The 17,823-nt window shown below is 69.0% G+C and carries 16 protein-coding genes; 2 read left to right on the top strand and 14 right to left on the bottom strand.

Features of this window, described 5'->3' with window-relative positions:
• Positions 1 to 57: 57 nt before the first annotated feature.
• The 4 genes from AORI_RS56795 to AORI_RS56780 form a co-directional block, all read right to left on the bottom strand.
• On the bottom strand, positions 58 to 1,311 hold the full coding sequence (locus AORI_RS56795) for an ATP-grasp domain-containing protein (protein ID WP_016333515.1): 1,254 nt from the start codon (positions 1,309 to 1,311) through the stop codon (positions 58 to 60).
• Entirely contained in the window at positions 1,308 to 2,465 is a 1,158-nt protein-coding gene (locus AORI_RS56790) for an NAD(P)/FAD-dependent oxidoreductase (RefSeq protein ID WP_043848056.1), read from the bottom strand. Before AORI_RS56790 ends, AORI_RS56795 begins: the two co-directional genes overlap by 4 nt.
• A gap of 91 nt (positions 2,466 to 2,556) precedes the next feature.
• Entirely contained in the window at positions 2,557 to 4,125 is a 1,569-nt protein-coding gene (locus AORI_RS56785) for a carbamoyltransferase C-terminal domain-containing protein (RefSeq protein WP_016333513.1), read from the bottom strand.
• Positions 4,126 to 4,212: 87 nt separating this feature from the next.
• Complete coding sequence (locus AORI_RS56780) at positions 4,213 to 5,679, bottom strand: NB-ARC domain-containing protein (protein WP_016333512.1); 1,467 nt, start codon at positions 5,677 to 5,679, stop codon at positions 4,213 to 4,215.
• 188 nt (positions 5,680 to 5,867) lie between these two features.
• On the opposite strand from AORI_RS56780, the gene AORI_RS56775 reads away from it, so the two are divergent.
• Together AORI_RS56775 and AORI_RS56770 are read left to right on the top strand one after the other, a co-directional pair.
• Positions 5,868 to 6,560 (top strand): hypothetical protein, encoded by a 693-nt coding sequence (locus AORI_RS56775; RefSeq protein ID WP_016333511.1) that lies wholly within the window; start codon positions 5,868 to 5,870, stop codon positions 6,558 to 6,560.
• Positions 6,544 to 6,894: an MmcQ/YjbR family DNA-binding protein gene (locus tag AORI_RS56770; protein ID WP_016333510.1), complete on the top strand. Its 351-nt coding sequence runs from the start codon at positions 6,544 to 6,546 to the stop codon at positions 6,892 to 6,894. Before AORI_RS56775 ends, AORI_RS56770 begins: the two co-directional genes overlap by 17 nt.
• Before the next feature lie 276 nt (positions 6,895 to 7,170).
• Here AORI_RS56770 and AORI_RS56765 read toward each other — a convergent pair whose 3' ends face one another.
• The 10 genes from AORI_RS56765 to AORI_RS56720 are packed head-to-tail and all read right to left on the bottom strand — an operon-like array spanning position 7,171 to position 17,817.
• Positions 7,171 to 7,500: an avidin-fold protein gene (locus AORI_RS56765; RefSeq protein WP_016333509.1), complete on the bottom strand. Its 330-nt coding sequence runs from the start codon at positions 7,498 to 7,500 to the stop codon at positions 7,171 to 7,173.
• Complete coding sequence (locus tag AORI_RS56760; protein WP_016333508.1) at positions 7,497 to 8,750, bottom strand: glutamate synthase-related protein; 1,254 nt, start codon at positions 8,748 to 8,750, stop codon at positions 7,497 to 7,499. Before AORI_RS56760 ends, AORI_RS56765 begins: the two co-directional genes overlap by 4 nt.
• The gene (locus tag AORI_RS56755) at positions 8,747 to 9,742 is read right to left on the bottom strand and encodes an asparagine synthetase A (protein ID WP_016333507.1); all 996 of its coding nucleotides are present in this window, start codon (positions 9,740 to 9,742) and stop codon (positions 8,747 to 8,749) included. Before AORI_RS56755 ends, AORI_RS56760 begins: the two co-directional genes overlap by 4 nt.
• Positions 9,739 to 11,049 carry a methylaspartate/glutamate mutase E subunit gene (locus tag AORI_RS56750; RefSeq protein WP_016333506.1) on the bottom strand — a complete coding sequence of 437 codons (1,311 nt, stop codon included), beginning with the start codon at positions 11,047 to 11,049 and terminating at the stop codon, positions 9,739 to 9,741. Before AORI_RS56750 ends, AORI_RS56755 begins: the two co-directional genes overlap by 4 nt.
• On the bottom strand, positions 11,046 to 11,510 hold the full coding sequence (locus tag AORI_RS56745) for a cobalamin B12-binding domain-containing protein (RefSeq protein ID WP_016333505.1): 465 nt from the start codon (positions 11,508 to 11,510) through the stop codon (positions 11,046 to 11,048). The genes AORI_RS56750 and AORI_RS56745 overlap by 4 nt, the downstream gene beginning before the upstream one ends.
• Positions 11,507 to 12,787: an ATP-grasp domain-containing protein gene (locus AORI_RS56740; protein ID WP_016333504.1), complete on the bottom strand. Its 1,281-nt coding sequence runs from the start codon at positions 12,785 to 12,787 to the stop codon at positions 11,507 to 11,509. Before AORI_RS56740 ends, AORI_RS56745 begins: the two co-directional genes overlap by 4 nt.
• Positions 12,784 to 14,535 (bottom strand): ABC transporter substrate-binding protein, encoded by a 1,752-nt coding sequence (locus AORI_RS56735; RefSeq protein WP_016333503.1) that lies wholly within the window; start codon positions 14,533 to 14,535, stop codon positions 12,784 to 12,786. The genes AORI_RS56740 and AORI_RS56735 overlap by 4 nt, the downstream gene beginning before the upstream one ends.
• 31 nt (positions 14,536 to 14,566) lie before the next feature.
• A complete protein-coding gene (locus AORI_RS56730; protein ID WP_016333502.1) occupies positions 14,567 to 15,823 on the bottom strand; it encodes an MFS transporter in 1,257 nt (418 codons plus the stop codon).
• Between the two features lie 6 nt (positions 15,824 to 15,829).
• Entirely contained in the window at positions 15,830 to 17,449 is a 1,620-nt protein-coding gene (locus tag AORI_RS56725) for a class I tRNA ligase family protein (RefSeq protein WP_123798389.1), read from the bottom strand.
• Positions 17,450 to 17,451: 2 nt separating this feature from the next.
• The gene (locus tag AORI_RS56720) at positions 17,452 to 17,817 is read right to left on the bottom strand and encodes a cupin domain-containing protein (RefSeq protein ID WP_016333500.1); all 366 of its coding nucleotides are present in this window, start codon (positions 17,815 to 17,817) and stop codon (positions 17,452 to 17,454) included.
• Positions 17,818 to 17,823: the final 6 nt, after the last annotated feature.

Raw genomic sequence — 17,823 nt, 5'->3', positions numbered from 1 at the left:
CGTCTTTCGCCACCGGGCCCTGGGTGAGGGCCCGGTTTCGTCGAACAGGATCCGTTGCTACTTCTGGAGTTCGGAGAGTTTGACCTCGATCTTCCCGGCCAGGTCGTTCGCGTTGCGCATGGCTTCGTCGAAGGACGCGCCGAGCGCGCCGATACCGCCGAAGATGTTGTTGCCGAGCGGCGGGCGCTTGATCAGATCACCCGGCTTGGCGAAGATCTTGAGGTAGTACAAGGCATCCGACTCGTTCACCGCGGGCGGGACCTCGATCGAGGCGATCACCCCGCCGGGGCAGATCAGGCACATCGCGGCGGTGTGCAGGCCGGTCGGGCTGAAGTGCTGGACCTCCGGCCGCACACCGCGGGAGATGTCCATGAGTCCCCTGATCGGGTCGTACCCGGCGGAAAGCCGTGCCATGTGGTCGAGTCCGCCGCCGCCCGGGCGCACGGCGATCTCCAGCAGGAACGGTTTGCCCTGGTGGAACCGGACTTCGGCGTGCAGCGCGCCGCGGGTGAGGCCCTGGGCCCGCACGCCGGCGGCCACCACCGCGTGCACCTCGGCCACCTGATCGGGCGTGAGCGACGTGGGCGCGTGGTGCACGTCGTCGTCGAAGGTCTCTCCTTCCGAGGTGACTCTATCCACAATGGAACCGAGGTAGACTTCGTCATCCCAGGCGACGGCTTCGATGAGATGCTCGTGACCGTCCAGAAAGGACTCGACGAGCAGGCCGTGCGGGCCGAGGTCCAGCCCTTCGGCCTCCATGTTGTACCAGGACATCCCGTCGATGCCTTCGCGTGCCTGCGCGTAGCGTTCCCGCATCTTCTCTTCGTCGTCGACGCGGAAGACGAAGTTGCTGGCCGCGCCGAGGGTCGGCTTGAGGATCACCGGATAGCCGAAGTCCTCGGCCGCCCGCAGGGCCGCGTCGAGGTCTTCGACGAACCTGAAGTCCGGATGCGCGGCGCCGCCCTTTTCGTGTGCCTGCCGCATGATCAGCTTGTTCCGGCTGGTCCGCGCCGCGTCCACGCCGATCCCGGGCAGGCCGAGCGCCTCGGCGACCGCGGCGACCAGGACGACGCCGGACTCGGAGAAGGTGAGCACGCCGTCGAAGGATTCTTCCGCGTGCCAGGCCTTCGCGTGCCGGATCAGGTCGTCGATGTGGTTGCTGCCGGCGATCCGGTAGCGCTCGGACGGCCAGAGATCCTCGGTGCCGACCCCGTTGAGCACGTACAGCACCCCGCCGAAATCCTCGATCTGCTGGTACCGGGGCAGGTAGTAGTAGGAGTTCTGGCTGGCTTCCAGCGCGAGCAGTTTCACGACACACCTCGTAGGGCAGGACGGATCGGGTGGGCACCGCCCGCTCGTACGAGCGGCCGGTCGAGCGGTTCGAGCCCGGTCCGGACCGGGTCGGCGCCGGTGAGGCGCGCGGCCAGGGACCGGGCGATCAGCGGGGCGAACTTGAACGACGAGCCGCCGCACGCCGCGTAGGACAGGACCCGGTCGCCGAGGACGGCGAGCATCGGGCCGAGGGTGGAGCGCCGGGCCAGGTAGTGGCAGTCCCGGGTGTCGACCAGCCAATCCCGGCGGAAACCCGGGATCAGCGCGGCGAACGTGTCGATCAAGTGCTCACGCCACCACGAAGGCACGGTGGCGCCGCCGATCTCGTCGACGACGCGGCACGCGCTCGCGGCACTGAGCTTCAACGGCGTCCCGGCGACCGGCGGCACCAGCCACGCGCCGCCCGCCGAGCCGAGCGACGTGATCGCCGGGGTGGCGGCCCACGCGGCGGCGTCGGCGGGTGGGACGTCGCAGTAGAGCATCGTCTGCCGGTGCAGCACGAGTTCCCTGGACAGCGCCGGGGCCAGCAGTTCCCGGGACCACGGGCCCGCCGCCACCAGGACGGCGTCGCCGCGGAGGGCCGCGCCGTCGGCCAGCCGGACCTCGGCCCGGTCGGTGTCGATCCCGATCACCTTGCGGTGCGGGTGGAGTTCCGCGTTCGCGTGCCACCGCAACCGGGTGGCGCACGCCGTCAGCACCCGGTCGGCGAGCAGGACCCCCGCGTGCGCTTCGAAGACCGCGCCCGTCCCCGGCACGAACCCGGCGTGCGGGAACTCTTCGGCGAGCTCTCCCGCACCGAGCACTTCGGCCTTCGATCCCGCCGCGGACAACAGATCCCGCGCGGCCGCCGCCTCGTCCGGCGGCATCGCGGTGAGCGCGCCGACCTGTTCGTAGAACGACGTGGACAACGCGTGTTCCAGTTCCAGCCACGCGTGATGCGCGGCGACCGCGGCCGCCGTCGCCGCGGGGTCGCCGGGATGCAACGCGCGCAGCACGCGGTGCCGGTCGAACGAAGTCGCGCCGGAGAACGGGATGTCCGCCTGGTCGGCGAGCACCACTTCGTGCCCGGCCGACACGCACTCCAGCGCGGTCAGCAGCGCGATGACGCCGCCGCCCGCGAGCACGACTCGCATGGTCTTCCCCGTTCGTTCGGGCGCCACGAGGTACCCGGATGCCACTGCTGGGATGGTGGCATCCGGGCCTTACCCCCGTTGGGCAAGGATTTCAGGAGGCGCGCGGGGTCACGAACGTGTCGTTGATGACGTAGCCGTCGAGGCCGTACGTCTCCCCGTACTCGATGAGATCGCTGGTGCGGTTGAGGAAACCGCGCCCGTTGTTGTTCAGCGAGGTGTTGCACAGCACGCTGAACCCGGTCTGCTCGCGGAACGCCTCGAGCAGGTCGGTGATGCCGGCGTTGCGTTCCCGCGTCACCGTCTGGGTGCGGGCGGTCCCGTCGACGTGCGTGATGGCCTTCAGCTCGTCCGAGGTGACGTGGTTGAAGTACAGCATGTACGGATCCTGGACCGAGCCGACGAACCACTTGGGAGCGTCGGATTCCAGCGCGATCGGGGCGATCGGGCGGTAGTCCTCGCGGCGCTTGATCTTGTTGAGCCGCACCGTGGTGTCCACGGTGAACGGCGCGGCCAGGATCGACCGGTTGCCCAAAGCCCGCGGCCCCATCTCGTACCGGCCGCGTGCCCAGCCGATGATGTTGCCGTCCTTGATGTACTTCGCGACCTCGCTCGCCACGAGCGGCCGCGTCTCGTACTTGGCGGGATCCGGGACGACGTCCTCGACGAAGTTCTCCCCCGCGTAGACGTCCCAGTCGATGGTCGCCTGTCCGGTGTAGAACCATTGCGCGTCGATGGCCGTGCCCAGCGCGGAACCGCTGTCGTTGGGGCACGGCGGCACGAACACCGAGGAGAACAGGCCGCTCTCCCGCCACAGCCGGTTCCAGTCGCAGTTCAGCCCGCAGCCGCCGGAGATCAGCAGCGGCAGGCCTTCGGTCAGGTTCTTCTCCGCGTAGTCGTAGAACCGGTTGAAGATCGCCTGCGAGTGCTTCGCCGCCGCGTTGCGGTATTCCTGCGACCACACCCCGGCGTTGTACAGATGGGACCAGGACATCTCCTCTTTGGACAGACCGAGGATGATGCCGTCGCGGTCGAGGATGAAGTCGATGGTCTTCTGTTCGTCCGGCGTGAGCGGGCCCGGCTCGGCGAACCCGGTCAGCGCCATCTGCTTGCCGGCGTCGTTGAACCGGAATTTCCCCTTGCCCATCGGGAAACCCGGGTCGGCCAGCGCGAAGAGGTACGCGTACTTCGCGCCGGGGTCGGTCAGGACGTGCTGCAGGTGGGTGGCCTCGCCGCGCTCGTCGATCCGGTAGAAGTCACCGATGTTCCCTTCCCACACCAGGGAGTAGTACGCCTGACCGGGCGCCGCGGGCGCCATCCCGAGGGAGGTGTAGATATGCGAGCGCTCGTGGGTGGAGGAGAAGTACCGCACGTCCTTGCCGAAGAACTTGCCCGCCTCGTCGGAGATCGCGCCCTCGCCGACACCGAAGTATCCGGTGCGCGACGGCGGTTCCACCGAGAACTCCCCCTTGACCCAGCCGCCGAGCGCGACCACGTCGGGCTGCTTGTCCAGCATGCCCGCCGCGCGCGCCATCAGCTCGCCGGTGATCCGGTCGTAGCGCGGGTAGTTGTCCTTTTCCGACTCCAGCGCGAACAGCAGCTTGCCGTCCTCGATCGCCACGATCCCGCCATCGTGGCCCTCCTTCATCGACAGAATCAGCATTGTGTCACCGAATTTCGCTCGCCTTCATTCGTCGACTCATTCAAGCCGCGCGGCCCGTTGACCGGAAGCGCCCCGCGGGGAGAACAATCAACCTTCGGACGAGCCGCCCGGCAGGGTGCGCACGGCCTCGTGGCGCAGCGATTCGAACGCGTTCTTCCGGGCCCGGTGACCGGCCATCGGGACGGCGGCGGCGAACGCGCCCGGCTCCCGTTGCCGTTCGGAGGCGAACGCACTGACCAACCGGGAAACCGCGTACCGGCCGGCGACATTGGCGCGCTGGAGAAGTCCGGCGTCCACCACGGACTCGAGGAGCTCGTCGGCGGTCTCGATCATGATGCCCATCGCCGCGGCGACGCCGATCGACGTCGTCCAGCCCGCCCCGGTCTGCCCGAAGTGGTGGATGGCCTCCCGTTCGGTGGGGGAAAGCTGTTCGTACGCCGCGATGAACCGGTCCCGCACGTTGACGTCACCGACGCAGAGGCTGTCCATGAGCCGTTCGCGATCGGCGAGCTGGCCCGCCGTGTACGCGATCGCCCATTCCGGACGGGCGGCGATCTTGCGGCCGACGATGTTGATCGCCAGCGGGAGATCCCCGCACAGTTCGGCGATCATGTCGGTGGCGTCGTGTTCCGCGCGCACCCGGGCGGGCCCGGCGATCCGGCCGATCAAGGCCATCGATTCCTTGCGGGAAAACGTATCCAGCTCGACACGGTTCGTGTCCTCCAGCCCGAGCAACCGGGCGCGGCTGGTCACCACGACCTGGCTGTGCGGGGCCTGGCCCAGCAGCGGCCGCACCTGGCCCTCGTCCCTGACCCCCGACAGGAGCACGAACAACCTGCGTTCCGCGAGCAGGGACCGGTACAGGCCGATCCGCTGCATCGGGTCGTCGGGCACGAGATGCGCCGGCACGCCGAGCGCGCGCAGGAATCCGCGCACGATCCCGTTGGCCGACCGGCCACCGGTCCCGCTGCCGCCCAGATCGGCGTAGAGCTGCCCGTCCGGGAAGTCCGCCGCCACCTCTTCCGCCAGCCGCAAGGCGAAAGCCGTCTTCCCCACCCCGATCGGACCGCTGACGAGCAACGGCACTTTGACCGGGCCGCTCGCGCCGATCATCTCCGCGGCGTCGGCCAGAGCCCCTTCCCTGCCGACGAAAGTCCGCGACCCCATCGGCAGTTGCGCCGGACGGGCGAGGCGGATGACGCCGGATGCCGGTGCGTGCACGCCATCCGGCGGCGCTTCGGCCTGTGGTGGCACGGACGCGCGTTCCTCGCGGACTTCCGCGCCGGCGCCCGTCTGCCCGGCGACGCTTCGCCAACGCCGTTCCCACGCCGCGCGGTCGCCACCGCAGGCGGAAACGAACGCCAACGTCACGGCGAGCGTGGGCAGCCGGTGGCCGCTCGCCGCGCTCGAGAGCACGGAAGGTGCGAACAGTGCCGTCCTGGCGAGTTCCCGGTAACTCGGGTTTCCCGCCCGGTTCCTCAAAACGCGCAGATCGTGAGCGAATGCGGCGATCGGACCAGTGGAGCCGTCCAACGGTCGCTCGGGTCTGCCCATGCCATCTCCCTCCCCTGGATGGGGTAACGCAATCGCGCTGCGTGACCGTCATCCTTGCAGCCTTCCTGGCCACAACCCTAAAGGACCAATGAACGATGCAGCAGATACAAATAGGTGACTCAATGTACAAAGTCCAATAGTTGGACGCGGAAATTCACCCCCTTGGTGGCACCGGATAGGGTTCGCCCATGTCTGACCCCCTGCCGCCACTCGCCGAACTCCGGCGAGCCGCCGAAGTGTTCAACGGCTTCGCGAATGTGGACACCTCGTGGCTTCGACTCATGGAAGAAACGCAGCCTGCGATCGACCTGTCACAGCCCGCACATCGCACAATTCTTCTTCGCTGGCTCAACTCGTGGGGATGCCGGATCCGGTACCCACGGGAAGGCGAGCCGGCCCCCTTCGACGACGGGGTCCTGGCCTGGTGGGAGACCTGGGGCGCCACCCTGCCCACCGTCGCCCTCGCCGACCTGACCGACGCGGGGATCGACACGGCCGCGAAGGCGTACGCGGATCTGGCGGGTGTCGCCGTCTCAGCGGGACGGACCAGGCGTACGCTGGGCCCGACCGCCGCGGCCAAGGCACTGTATGCGTTGCGGCCCAACACGATCATGCCGTGGGACGCCGCCATCGCGGCCGCCCTTCACGGCGCGCGTGACGGCGCCGCGTTCGGGAGACATCTGCGACTCGGCCGCGCATGGGCCGCCGCGGTGATCGCGGAGGCAGGAGACGGCGGGGCAGGGATCCCCGCCCTGATGGGCAGGCCCGTGCCACTGGCGAAGATCCTCGACGAGTACCTCTACGTCGCCTTCACCATGGACGCCAAGGGTGACTGGGGAACGGAACGCGGAGAATGGTGGAAAAATGGTAACCGGGGATGACGTCAGAGAGATCGTTTCGGGGCTGCCGCGCGCCTATGAGGCGCTGGTCCGGGACCGGGCGAAGTTCCGCGTGGGGCGAATCGTCTTCCTTTCGCTCTCACCCGACGAAACCGTGATGGGATTCGGCTATCCCAAAGAAGAGCGGGAAGCGCTGGTGGCGGGCGAGCCGGACAAGTTCATGATGCCGATTCCGTCCGATATGCGCTATCAGTGGGCCCGCGCCCGGCTGTCCGCGCTCGATTACGAAGAGTTACGAGAGTTGATCGTCGACTCGTGGCGAATGTGCGTCCCGAAGAAGGTCTGGGCGGAATACCTGGAAAAGAACCCGAGCTGAACTACTCCTTTCGGAGTGCGCCGTTCAGCCCCCTCGATTGCCCTTTTCGGTCCCGTGAATTGCCATCCGGGTGACCGAAAGACGTAACTCGCGTGATCAGAGACGTGACTCGCGTGCTTGGGGGCGTAACTCACGTGTCTGGAGCCTCCACACGGTGTGCGGCTTCTGATCACGCGAGTTACGCCCTCGATCACGCGAGTTTCGCGCCCGAGCACGCGTGAAGGCCCCCTTCCCTCGGCTCAGCCGAGGGAAGGGGGCCTTCACGCGCGAAACGACCTACTCCGCGACCTCTTCGATCGCCGAGGTGCCGCGGGAGCCGGGGTTCCCGTACCGCTCCCAGACCTCGTTCAGGCGGATCCGCCCGTCCGGCAGGAACTCCGGGGTGTTCGTGCTGTGCCCCGAGATCACCTGGCCGCTGGCCAGCACCATCGTGTAGGCCATGTCGATCGTCCCGTCCTCGCCGCACTTCCCGGTCAGCGAGCCGAGCCGCACCCCGCCGCCGCTCAGCTCGGCCCACACCAGATCGTCCTTCTGCCGGTACAGGGTCACCGGCGCGTCCGGGTCGGTGCTGACCTTGCGGAACCGTTTCCCGTCGTAGTTGATCATCCGTCCTGCTCCGTCCGTGCCGGTGAACCAGGGAACCAGAGGTCGTCCGCGGTGAGATCCGCGAGGTCGTACTTCCCGAGCGCGCTGGCGAGCAGCCTCAGTTCGAGTTCGAGACACCGCACCAGCCGCACGAGTCCTTCGTCCGGGTCCTCGTCGACGGCGAGCAGCGCCGCCCGGCCGAGACCGACCGCGGAAGCGCCCATCGCCAGGCACTTCAGCGCGCGGGCGCCTTCCCAGATCCGTCCCGACACCAGCAGCGACGCGTCGTGTTTGCCGACCCGCCGCAGGCATTCCACCAGCGGCAGGCCCACCTGGTCGAGGAAGACCGACGGCGCCCAGCCGGTGCCACCCTCCGCGCCGTCCACGGTGACGGCGTCCGCTCCCGCCGCCCACGCGACCCGCGCCGCCTCGCCGACGTCGCGACCGGGGTGCAGCTTCACCCAGGCGCGGGCCCGCGGGTAGTTGTTGCGCATCAGGTGGATCTGCTGGCGCAGGATCTCCCCGGTGAACGTGCCGGGACTGCTGGACCGCAGCACCATGGCCTGGTCCCTGCCGAAGGCTTCGTCCACTGTGTACTGTTCGGCGATCTCGCCGGCGGCCGTGCGCGAGAGCACGGTCATCCCGCCGAGCCCGGGCTTGGCGCCCTGACCGACCTTGAGCTCGAACGCCAGCCGCCCGGTCTCCAGCAGTTTCGTCGCGGACGGGTCGCTGTAGACGAGGTTCCATACCTCCGCGTCCGCGTCCTCGGTGCTCTGCTGGACGACGACACCGCCCAGCCCGTCCGGGACGGCGCCGGCGTACGCGCGGATCCGGCCGAGCAGACCGTCCTCGACGCTCTCGCCCATCCGGCCGTAGCCGTGCATGGGCACGACGTTCTCGCCGATCACCATCGGCATCCCGAGCCTGCCCGCCTGCTCGCTCGCGGCGATCCCGAGCCCGCTGCCCGCGACCTGCGTGGAGCCGAACGCGCACAGGAACACCGGCGACGGCGCGGTGAACCCGCCGAGCACGGTCGACAGCCCGACGTCGCCGTACACCGGTTCACGGGCGAGGTCGAACATCTTCTCCAGGCGACGGGGGACGAACACCGGCGGCACGATCCGCGCGCGGTCGAGTTCGTCCGGCGGGGTGCCGACGTCCGCGCCGAACAGCGACCGGCCGTAGCCCGCGACGTCGGGGAAGATCGCCGCGCTGCCTTCCCTTGCCCTGGCCCGGATCGCGTCCTCCGGGAGCTGCCGCGCGGTGATCACGGCGCCGCGATCCCGGGCAGCTTCGGATAGGCGTTCGCCTGCCAGATCGCGTCCAGCCCGGCGATGTAGCGCGTCACCCGCTCCAGCCCCATCCCGAAGCCGGCGCTCGGCGGCAGTCCCTCGCGCGCGAGGTCGAGGTACCAGGCGTACTTCGCCGGGTTCTCCCCCGTCTCCCGCATCCGCTCGATGAGCCGCCGGTACTCGTGCGTGCGTTCGCCGCCGCTGCAGAGCTCGCCGAACCCGTCGGAGGCGATGAGGTCGAAGTTCCGCAGCACACCCGGTTCGGTGCTGGACTCGCCGTCGGTGAACCCGCGCGACCCCTTGGGATAGTCGACGATGAAGAACGGCCGGTTCGTCTGCTCGGAGATGATCCGCTCGCCCTGCCAGTCGATCTCCGCGTCGGCGCTCTGCCCGTGCCGCAGGCCCTGCAGCCTCGACACCGCCTCGCGATGCGTCATCCGCTCGAAGTCCTCTTCCAGCAGCGCCGTGAACGCCTCCTGGTCCCGGCCCAGCGTGGCGAGGTCCACTTTGGACTCCCGCAGGGTGTGCGCGACGATGTGCCGCAGCAGGCCCTGCGCGACGTCGAGGACCTCCTCCCGGCTCGCACGGGCGACCTCGACGTCGATCTGGGTGAACTCGACCAGATGCCGTCCGGTGGTCGAGGTCTCCAGCGGCTCCAGCCGCACGTTCGGGGCGACGTAGAAGATCTTGTCGAACGCGAGCAGCGAAGCCTGCTTGTACAGGATGACGCTGGTCATCATCTTGTACTTGTGCCCGTAGTAGTCGACGTCGACCTGCTTGGCGCCACGGCATCCCGGGTCGGTGACCGGGCCGATCAACGGTGGCTGGAGCTCGACGAACCCGTTCATGCCGAGGTACTCGCGGGTGCCGGCGGTGATGCTGTTCTGGATGCGCAGGGCCGCCTGCGTCACCGGCGACGTCAGATGTTCGCGGGTGCCCGGCGGCAGCGCCGCGTCCGGTGTTCCGGTCATGTCCTACTCCCCTGTGTCAGTCGGTTCACGGTCCCGATTCCGGGTAGCCCGTACTTCTCGTCGAACGACCGCTCGACGTACCGGAGCGCGTCCAGCAGATCGTTCGAGGTCATCCGCCGGTCGCCGGGCAGGTCGACGAGATCGCCCAGCGGCATCGCGCCGATCCGCTGCCACTCCAGGCGGCCTCCCTCGGCCAGCCGTCCGCGGGCCCGGCCGGCGTTGTCCGGATGCAGGCAGAACGGGACGTCCAGCTGGCCGCGCGCGAACGCGGTGACCAGCGCCCTGCCAAGGTCGGCGTCGAGCGAAAGAACGTTGTCCACCAACGCTTTCGCCTGCGCGTGGATCCCGGTGTCGCCGAGCCTGCCGATCCGGGAGACACCCCTCGCGGCCTCGGCGGCGTGCTCCAGCGCGGTCACGTTCTCCGCCACGGTCGGCAGCCGGTGCGCTTCGGCGGTGGTCTTGACGATCAGCCTGCTCGCCCCGGTGCGGGCGGCCAGCCGCGCGGACTCGGCGATCAGCTCCAGCGCGCCGCCCGGTGTCCTCGGGTAGACGCCCATGTAGCCGTAGATCACCACATGCGTCCGTGCGTGCGGCACGTATTCCCTGATCAGCGCCTGCAGCGCGGCGACGGCCTCCTCGTCCTGCCCGGCGTGGGTCTGCTGCGCGTAGCTGAAGGACAGGCAGCGGATCCCGTGCCGCCAGAAGAACATCCCCTCCAGCACGCTCAGCGCGACCAGCAGCGCGGGCGGGCACAGCTGGCCCATCATGCAGCCGCCGAAGGTCTCCAGATGCGGCTCCAGTTCGGGACCCCTGGCCTCGGCCAGCGTCTCGCAGGAGCGCCGCCAGTTGTCGACGGCCGCCGAAAGCGGCATCCGGCTGTACGGCAGGCAATACGACACCGGGCCGCCCTCGGTCGCGTGCAACCCGAAGTCCAGCAGCGCCCGCACGATCCGGCGGGGATCCGCCGAACCGTGCCGCACCTGCACCGGGAAATCCCCGGTCAGCACGCCGTCGAGCAACGCCGCCGTCGTCACCGGGTCGTGGTCGACGAGCGGGTACCCGTTGAGATCGGCGCCCGCCGCCAGTGCCGCGCGCGCCGCCTCGTGGTCGCCGACCCTGGTGTAGCTGTCGATCGTGATCGTGCCGACCGTCGCGGCCCGCGCCGACCGGGTCGCCAGCAGCCCCCTGGTCATCCGCCCCGGATCGGCGAACCCCATCCGGGGCTGGACGACCAGCTCCCCCCGGGCGTGGTGGCGCGCGACCACCTCGCCGAACGAATGTCCCCGCCGCGGGGCGAGCACGTTCATCCCGCGCCCAGCGGGACACCGGGGCCGCGGACGGACAAGGTGCGGAGGAAGGTGCGGAACGGGGTCAGCCCGGCGGAGTCCTCGAACACCGCGTCGAAGCCGGCCTCCAGCAGCCGGGCCGCGTTGCTGCCGCCCGTGACGTCGAGCTTCCCGCCGATGACGACCGGCGTCGTGACCAGCTCGGCCCGGGCGCGGAAGGCTTCCATCAGCCGGACGCCGTCCTGACGCCCGTGCCCGTTGAGGCTGCTGATCACCAGCAGATCCGGCCGCCGGGCGACGCATTCGCGCACGATCGTCGCGTCCGGGACGCAGGCGCCGAGGTTGGTGACCCGGCAGCCCAGTTCCTCCAGCAACAGCTCCAGGTACACCAGGTTCCAGGTGTGCGCGTCGGACGAGAGCCCGGTGACGATCACGTCGAGCCCGGCGTCCGGGAGCGTGGACTGGACGGCTTCGATGGTCATGGTGCGGCGTTCTCCCTCTCTCCTCGATCCGGCCGCACGTCGATCTCGATCAGCGCGACCGCCTCTTCGGCCAGGCGCGACGCCTCCGCCGGGCTGTCCGCGGTCACCATCAGATCGCCGACGCGGTCCCACGAACTGCGCAGCCCGTCGAACCGGTCACCCGCCGAGACGCTGACGTCGCACATGAACACGCCTTCGGACTGCGCCGCCTTCTCCACCCCGCGCACGTCCTCGATGAGGCCGGGTTCGATCGAGAGGAACCGGACCGCGGCGCCGCCTTCGGCCTTGCGCGGCAACACGTCCACGACCGGCTCGTCCTTCATCACCGAGAAGTAGGCGCGGTTCAGCTCCACCGGATAGGCGCGCTGGATCAGCTCGATGATGCCGTCGCCGGCGAACCGGCCGGCGCATTCGACCAGGTACGGGACGCCGTCCGAGACGATCCACTCGCAGTGGACGATCCCGGTGCGGAACCCGGTCGCGCCGGTCAGCCGCCGCGTCTCCTCGGTCAGCGTCGCGGTGAGCTCGTCGGGGATGTCGGCGGGGACGATATGCGCGAGTTCGATCGGCCGCGGACCAGGGAACAGCCGCTTGCCGGTGACGTTGGCGAACAGCGGCTCGCCGTCGCGCAGCAGCATCTCGACGCTGAACTCGTCTCCCTCGACGAAGCTCTCGGCGAGCATCTTCAGCTCCATCGCGCGGTCCGGGACGAAGATCCCCTCGTCCTGCACGACACAGTTCGTCCACGCCTGCTCGGCCTCGGCCGGGTCGGTGAGCACCTGCGTCCCCACCGACGCCTGCCGGTTCGACGGCTTCAGCACGGTCTTCCCCGGATGCCGCGCCATGAACTCCCGGACCTGCTCCGGGCTTTCGACCCGCGCCGACGCCGGATTCGCGATCCCCGCCGCCCGGCTGACCAGGCGCAGCACCGCCTTGTCCCGCAGGATCTGCGCCGCGCCGAACCCCGCGCCCGGCAGGCCGTAGCGTTCCGCGAGCCGGGCCGCGAACGGGGTCGCGTACTCGGTCAGCGGGACCACCGCGGCCGGGTCGAGATCGTGGTGGACGTGGTAGAACTCGTCCGCCTTACCGGGCAGGTGGAACTCCCACTCGATGAGCTCGCGCACCAGCGCCGAACCGGCCACCGTCTTGCGTGCGTCGCGTTTGCGGACGACGTCGGGCTCTTCGACGAAGATGACCGAGCCGTCCGGCTGGAAGTCCTTGATGGACGAACCCAGCGCCGCGGCCACGAACCCGACCAGCACCACCGGGCGGGTCATGCCCCCTCCTCGACGTAGTACCAGTTCTCGGGGTTGATCAGCCCGTACGGGTTGATCGGCGAGAAACCGCGCAGATTCCCCGCGACCTCGAACAACCGCCGCGGGAACGTCGGCATGAAGATCACCGGCGCCTGCTCGGCGATGTACTCCTGGTACTCGTACAGCGCGTCGAGGGAGTCGGTGGTGACGGTCTTCGCGATCAGCTCGTCCGCCTTGGCGTCGCGCCAGTTGCTGAAGTTGCAGGCGGCCCCGCTCTGGAAGAGGTTCTCGCCGGTCGGGTAGTTGTAGACCCAGCCGCCGCCCCAGCACGACAGCTGCCACATCCGCTTCTCGCCGGGACCGTCCTCCGCCACCAGGACCGACCCCATCACCTCTTCGAGGCGGATCTCGATCCCGGCCTTGGCCGCGTCGTCCCGGAACTGCGACATGAGCCGCGCCAGCGACGGGCGTCCTTCCCAGTAGCGCAAGGAGAAGCTCAGTTCAGTGCCGGCCGGGATGCCCTCGCCCGCTTCACCGGGGCCGGTGCCGGGCCGGACGCACACCGCGGGCGAGGTGGTGACGTCCCAGCCGTTGTCGGCGAGCAACTGCCGCGCCTTCTCCAGGTCGAACGGCCAGAACCCGCCGCGCTCGGCGATCTTCGGCGAGACCAGGTCGCTCTTGGGCAGCACCGGGATCGACCCCGTCTGGCTCCAGCCGTAACCCTGGTAGACCTCGCGGGCGCCGTACTCCTGGTCGAAGCAGCTCTGCAGGGCCTGCCGGACGTAGGGCTGCCTGATCATGTTCCCCGCGACGGTCGGGTTGCTGAAGTTGACCGCCATGAAGTTGATGTTGAACAGGATCTGCGGCTCCAGCTGGAACCCGTCGCCCAGCGGGTTCGGCCCGCCCTTCGTCGGGTCACCGTCGGGCTGGACGCCCATTCCCGGCGGCAGGAAACCGACCTGGACGTCGCCGGACCGCAGCAGCTCGTACTGCTGCTCGTCCGACGTCGTCGAGACCTGCCGCAGCTCGTCGAGATGCGCCGGGTTGGGGCCGCTGTAGTGCTCGTTCGGGACGAAGGTGACGACGCCTTCTTCGGTGTAGCTCTTGAGCCGCCACGGTCCGTTCACGACACTCCACACCGGGCTGTCGGCCCAGCGTGTGCGGTGCGAGTTGTCCTCCTCGACGACGTCGCCGTTCTCCGCCATGAGGAACTCGTAGACCGCTTCGGCCTGCTCGATGTCGTGCGTCGCGTCGGCCGGGCCGTCCGCGGTGCGGTCCCACGCCTTCGGCATCGGCGTGATCATGGTGAGCTGGTTCAGCAGCACCCAGTTCTTCGAGTACGCCTTGTCGAAGGTGAAGCTCACCTTGTCGTCGGCGACCTTCGCGAACGACACCAGGTTGTCCGGGAAGTAGCCCTCGGAGTAGGCGCCGAACCTCGGCCCCTTCACCTTCAGCATGTTCATCCAGAAGATGACGTTGTCCGCGCAGACCGTCTCGCCGTTGGACCACTTCCACGGTTTGATCCGGACCACGCAGGTGCGGCCGGTCTCGTCCCACACCGGCTCTTCACCGACGCTGAGGTCCCAGTCGATCTCCGGCGCGCCGTCCCGGCCCAGCCAGTACAGCGGCCGGTACATCAGCATCTGGAACTCGTAGAGGCTCCGCACGCCGAAGCGTTCGCCCGGGGTGAAGGGGAAGATCACCGCGGGCGGGAACCCGGGAAGGCAGGCCCAGGTCGCCACGCCGCCCTTGATCGGCTTGTCCGTCATGACTTTCGCTTCCTCCGCATGTCGGCCGCGCTCAGGCGGCGGTCGCCTCGAGAACCTCGGCCGGTCGCTTCTCCTGCGCCGACAACGGTTTCGCCAAGCTGAAGTAGGTGCCGATCACGATCGCGCCCTGCAGGATCGCCAGCCCCCAGAACGCGTAGGGCACGGTGGTCGCGTCCGCCAGGGAGGACAGCGCGACGGTCGCCCCGACACCGAGCCCCAGGCCGAGCGCCTGGGTGCTGCCGAAGATCCGGCCGACCCTCTCCTCCGGGCTGGCCCGCATCAGCAGCGTGCGCGCCGCGATGCGGCCCTGTGCGAAACAGAAGCCGGCGAACGGGATCGCCGCCATCAGCGCGATGTAGTGCAGGGGCTGGATCGCCAGGCAGATCAGGTTGCCGAGGGTGCCGAGCACGGCCAGATGGATGCCCTTGACCCGTTTGCTGACCTTGCCGTACGCCGCCGCGCCGACGATGAACCCGACGCCCGCCAGCGCGTCGACCACGCCGATCATCCACGCGCCCTGGTTGAACGTCTGCAGGATCAGCGTGGTCAGGATGACGTTGGCGACCATCAGGCCGATGTTGCCGTTGGCGTACAGCAGCGCGAGCCGCTTGATCGGCTGCCGCACCGGGGCTTCGACCGGCGCCGCCGGATCGGTGGCGACGGCCTCCTCGACGACCGGCGCCTTGGCGGGCTTGCGGCCGATCGCGTAGACCAGCACGGCCGAGAGGACGAAGCTCAGCGAGTTGAACACGAACAACGGCGTGGCACCGAACCAGATCACCAGGAAACCGGCCAGCGAGGACGCCAGCAGCATGCCCGCGTTGCTCGCCATCTCGAAATGCGAGTTGAACTTCCCGAGCCGCTCGTCACGGATCCGTTCCTTGATGAGGCCGTTGCTCGCGGGCATGAACAACGCCGCGGTGCAGGCCAGCATGAAGTTCGCGATGTAGGAACCGAGGTTCGCCGGACCGCCGATCCACAGCCACACCGGCAACGCGAACGCGGTCATCGCGCTCACGAGGTCCGCCGCCACGCACAGCATCCGGCGGTCGACCTTGTCGACCAGCTTCCCGAACAGGACCGCGAGCGCGACCTGCGGGATGGAAACGGCGATGAACAGCCAGCCGACGGCAAGGGTGGTCTGCTCGGCGTGGAAGACCAGGATCGCGGCGGCGGTGATCTGGAAGGCGTTGCCCGCCGTGGTGATGAATCCCGCCGGGACCAGCAGGCGTTCGGCGAGCCGGGAACTCCGGACCGCGTCGGTGGATGGGGTGCTGTCGAGTGACATGGTGGGTCAGACCTCGCTCGTCGGGGGGAATTCCAGTGAGGGCACGGGGAAGGCCGTGGTGTGCGTGACGTCGAAGGCGGCCGCGGTGATCCGGAGGGCGAACCCGCCCGCCGCGGCGGCACGTCCGGCGAGGTCGATCAGGATCGGTGACGCGCAGCCGATCAACGCCCGCAGCTCGAGGAAGAGGTCACCGAGCCGCGCGCGGAGCATCTCCTGGTCGAGGTTGCCCTTGAGGGTGCGTTCCGTCGCCGCCCGCAGGCGTTCGACGTGCTGCACGATCAGATCGGCGGCCCGGCTGAGGCTGAAGTCCTCCAGCTCGTAGTTCAGCGCGAACCGGGAGACCATCGCCGCGGCCCGTTCGGTGGCTTCGGTCGACACCGGGAGCGAGCCGTTCTCACCGCCGACCTCGGCGGTGAGCTTGGCCAAGGTCTCGGCGAGCTCGTTCCAGGGCGTGACGAGCCGCTCCCCCGCGACCTTTTCCAGTGCGGCACGGGAGAAGTTGGTCCGCGCGAACTCGGGGGCGGTGAGATTGAGGTGGAACCGCGCGATGTCGCGGGGCACCTCGGCCGCCAGGTCACGGGCCCAGACCACGTGTCCCTTGCTGGTGGAGAACTTCTCGTTCTCCAGCTCGTAGAACTCGTTGACCAGCAGGGTGTCCGGGAGGACGTAGCGGCCTTCGAGGGCGATCAGCTCGGCGACGTGGACGACGCCCCAGGTGAACAGGGGGTCGAACCCCATGAACACCACGACCCGCGCGTCGTTCTCCGCGAGCCAGGCGTCGTCGTCGGCGGCCTTCGGCTTCCCGTTGCGCCGCAACGCGTACTCGGTGCAGTACATCGAGGCGGGCATGCCCTCGACCCACGCGTTGAGCCGCTGCCCCGGCGTCTGGAGGAACGGTGCCGGCAGGCCCCATTTCACCGGATACGTGATCGCGAAGTCGGGTAACGGCCCGGAGAGCAGTTCCCGCATCAGCCCGAGCACGTGCGGCCGCCACGCGGGACCGCGTTCCTCGTAGTAGGCCAGGAGCTGTTCGCGGTACTCGGAAACCGGGAAGACCATGATCTCGGTCTCGCGGTAAGTCACCTCGTCGGCCGGGTCGAGCACCGAGTACGGCTCGATGAGCGCGTCGAAGTCGATCGGATGCCCGCAGCCCTCGCAGAATCCGCCACGGCTGTCGGCGAGGCACGTCGGGCAGCCGCCGCCCACGAAACCCTCGACCAGGAACTCGCCCTTGCTCTCGCTGTAGGGCAGCCGGACCTTGCGCAGGCGCAGCTTTCCTTTGTCGTACAAGCGCTTGACGTAGTCGTAGACGAGCGCCTTGTAGCCGTCGTCGGTCGGCGAGAAGCCGTCGACCTCGACCCCCATCGCCTTGAACGTGCGCTGGATGTTCTCGGTCGACTGCTCCACCAGTTCGGGCGGGGTCAGCCCGACCCGGGCCGCGCTGGTGACGAGGTAGGTCTGGCTGTCGTCGGTGCAGGAGGCGAACACGGCCTCGCGGCCGGCCGCGCGCAGGTACCGGCGGTGCACGTCGGCACCGAGGTACGGGCCGGCGATATGCCCGATGTGCAGGTCGCCGTTGGACGTCGGGGGGCCGCCGATGATCACCACCGGTCGCTTGTCGGCCATGCTCATGCCTCCGCTTCATGGCGAGCGGCGAACTTCACCGTCATGTCGGAGTCCCACCAGATCGCGTACATCTCGAAGTCCTCGGCACCGTCGTTGAGGATGCGGTGCTCGGTGCCGGGCTTGTGGAACTCGATGTCGCCGGGCCGGAAGGCACGGCGCTCTCCCCCGGACTCGACGACCGCCTCGCCGCTGACGGCGATGAAGATCTCGTACTCGTGGTGGGCATGCGCGCCCGTCGCGCCGTGCGCGGGCACCGTGACCCAGGCGCCTTCGAACGGCGCGTTCAGCGCCGCCCACGGCAGGAGCCGCTGGCCGTAGGCACCGTTCTCGAAGACCATCTTTTCCCGCTCGAGCGGACGGATCTCCATGGCTTT

The sequence above is a fragment of the Amycolatopsis keratiniphila genome, from assembly GCF_000400635.2.
In the GTDB taxonomy this organism is placed as follows: Bacteria; Actinomycetota; Actinomycetes; order Mycobacteriales; family Pseudonocardiaceae; genus Amycolatopsis; species Amycolatopsis keratiniphila.
This window is presented reverse-complemented; position numbering and strand designations above follow the sequence as displayed.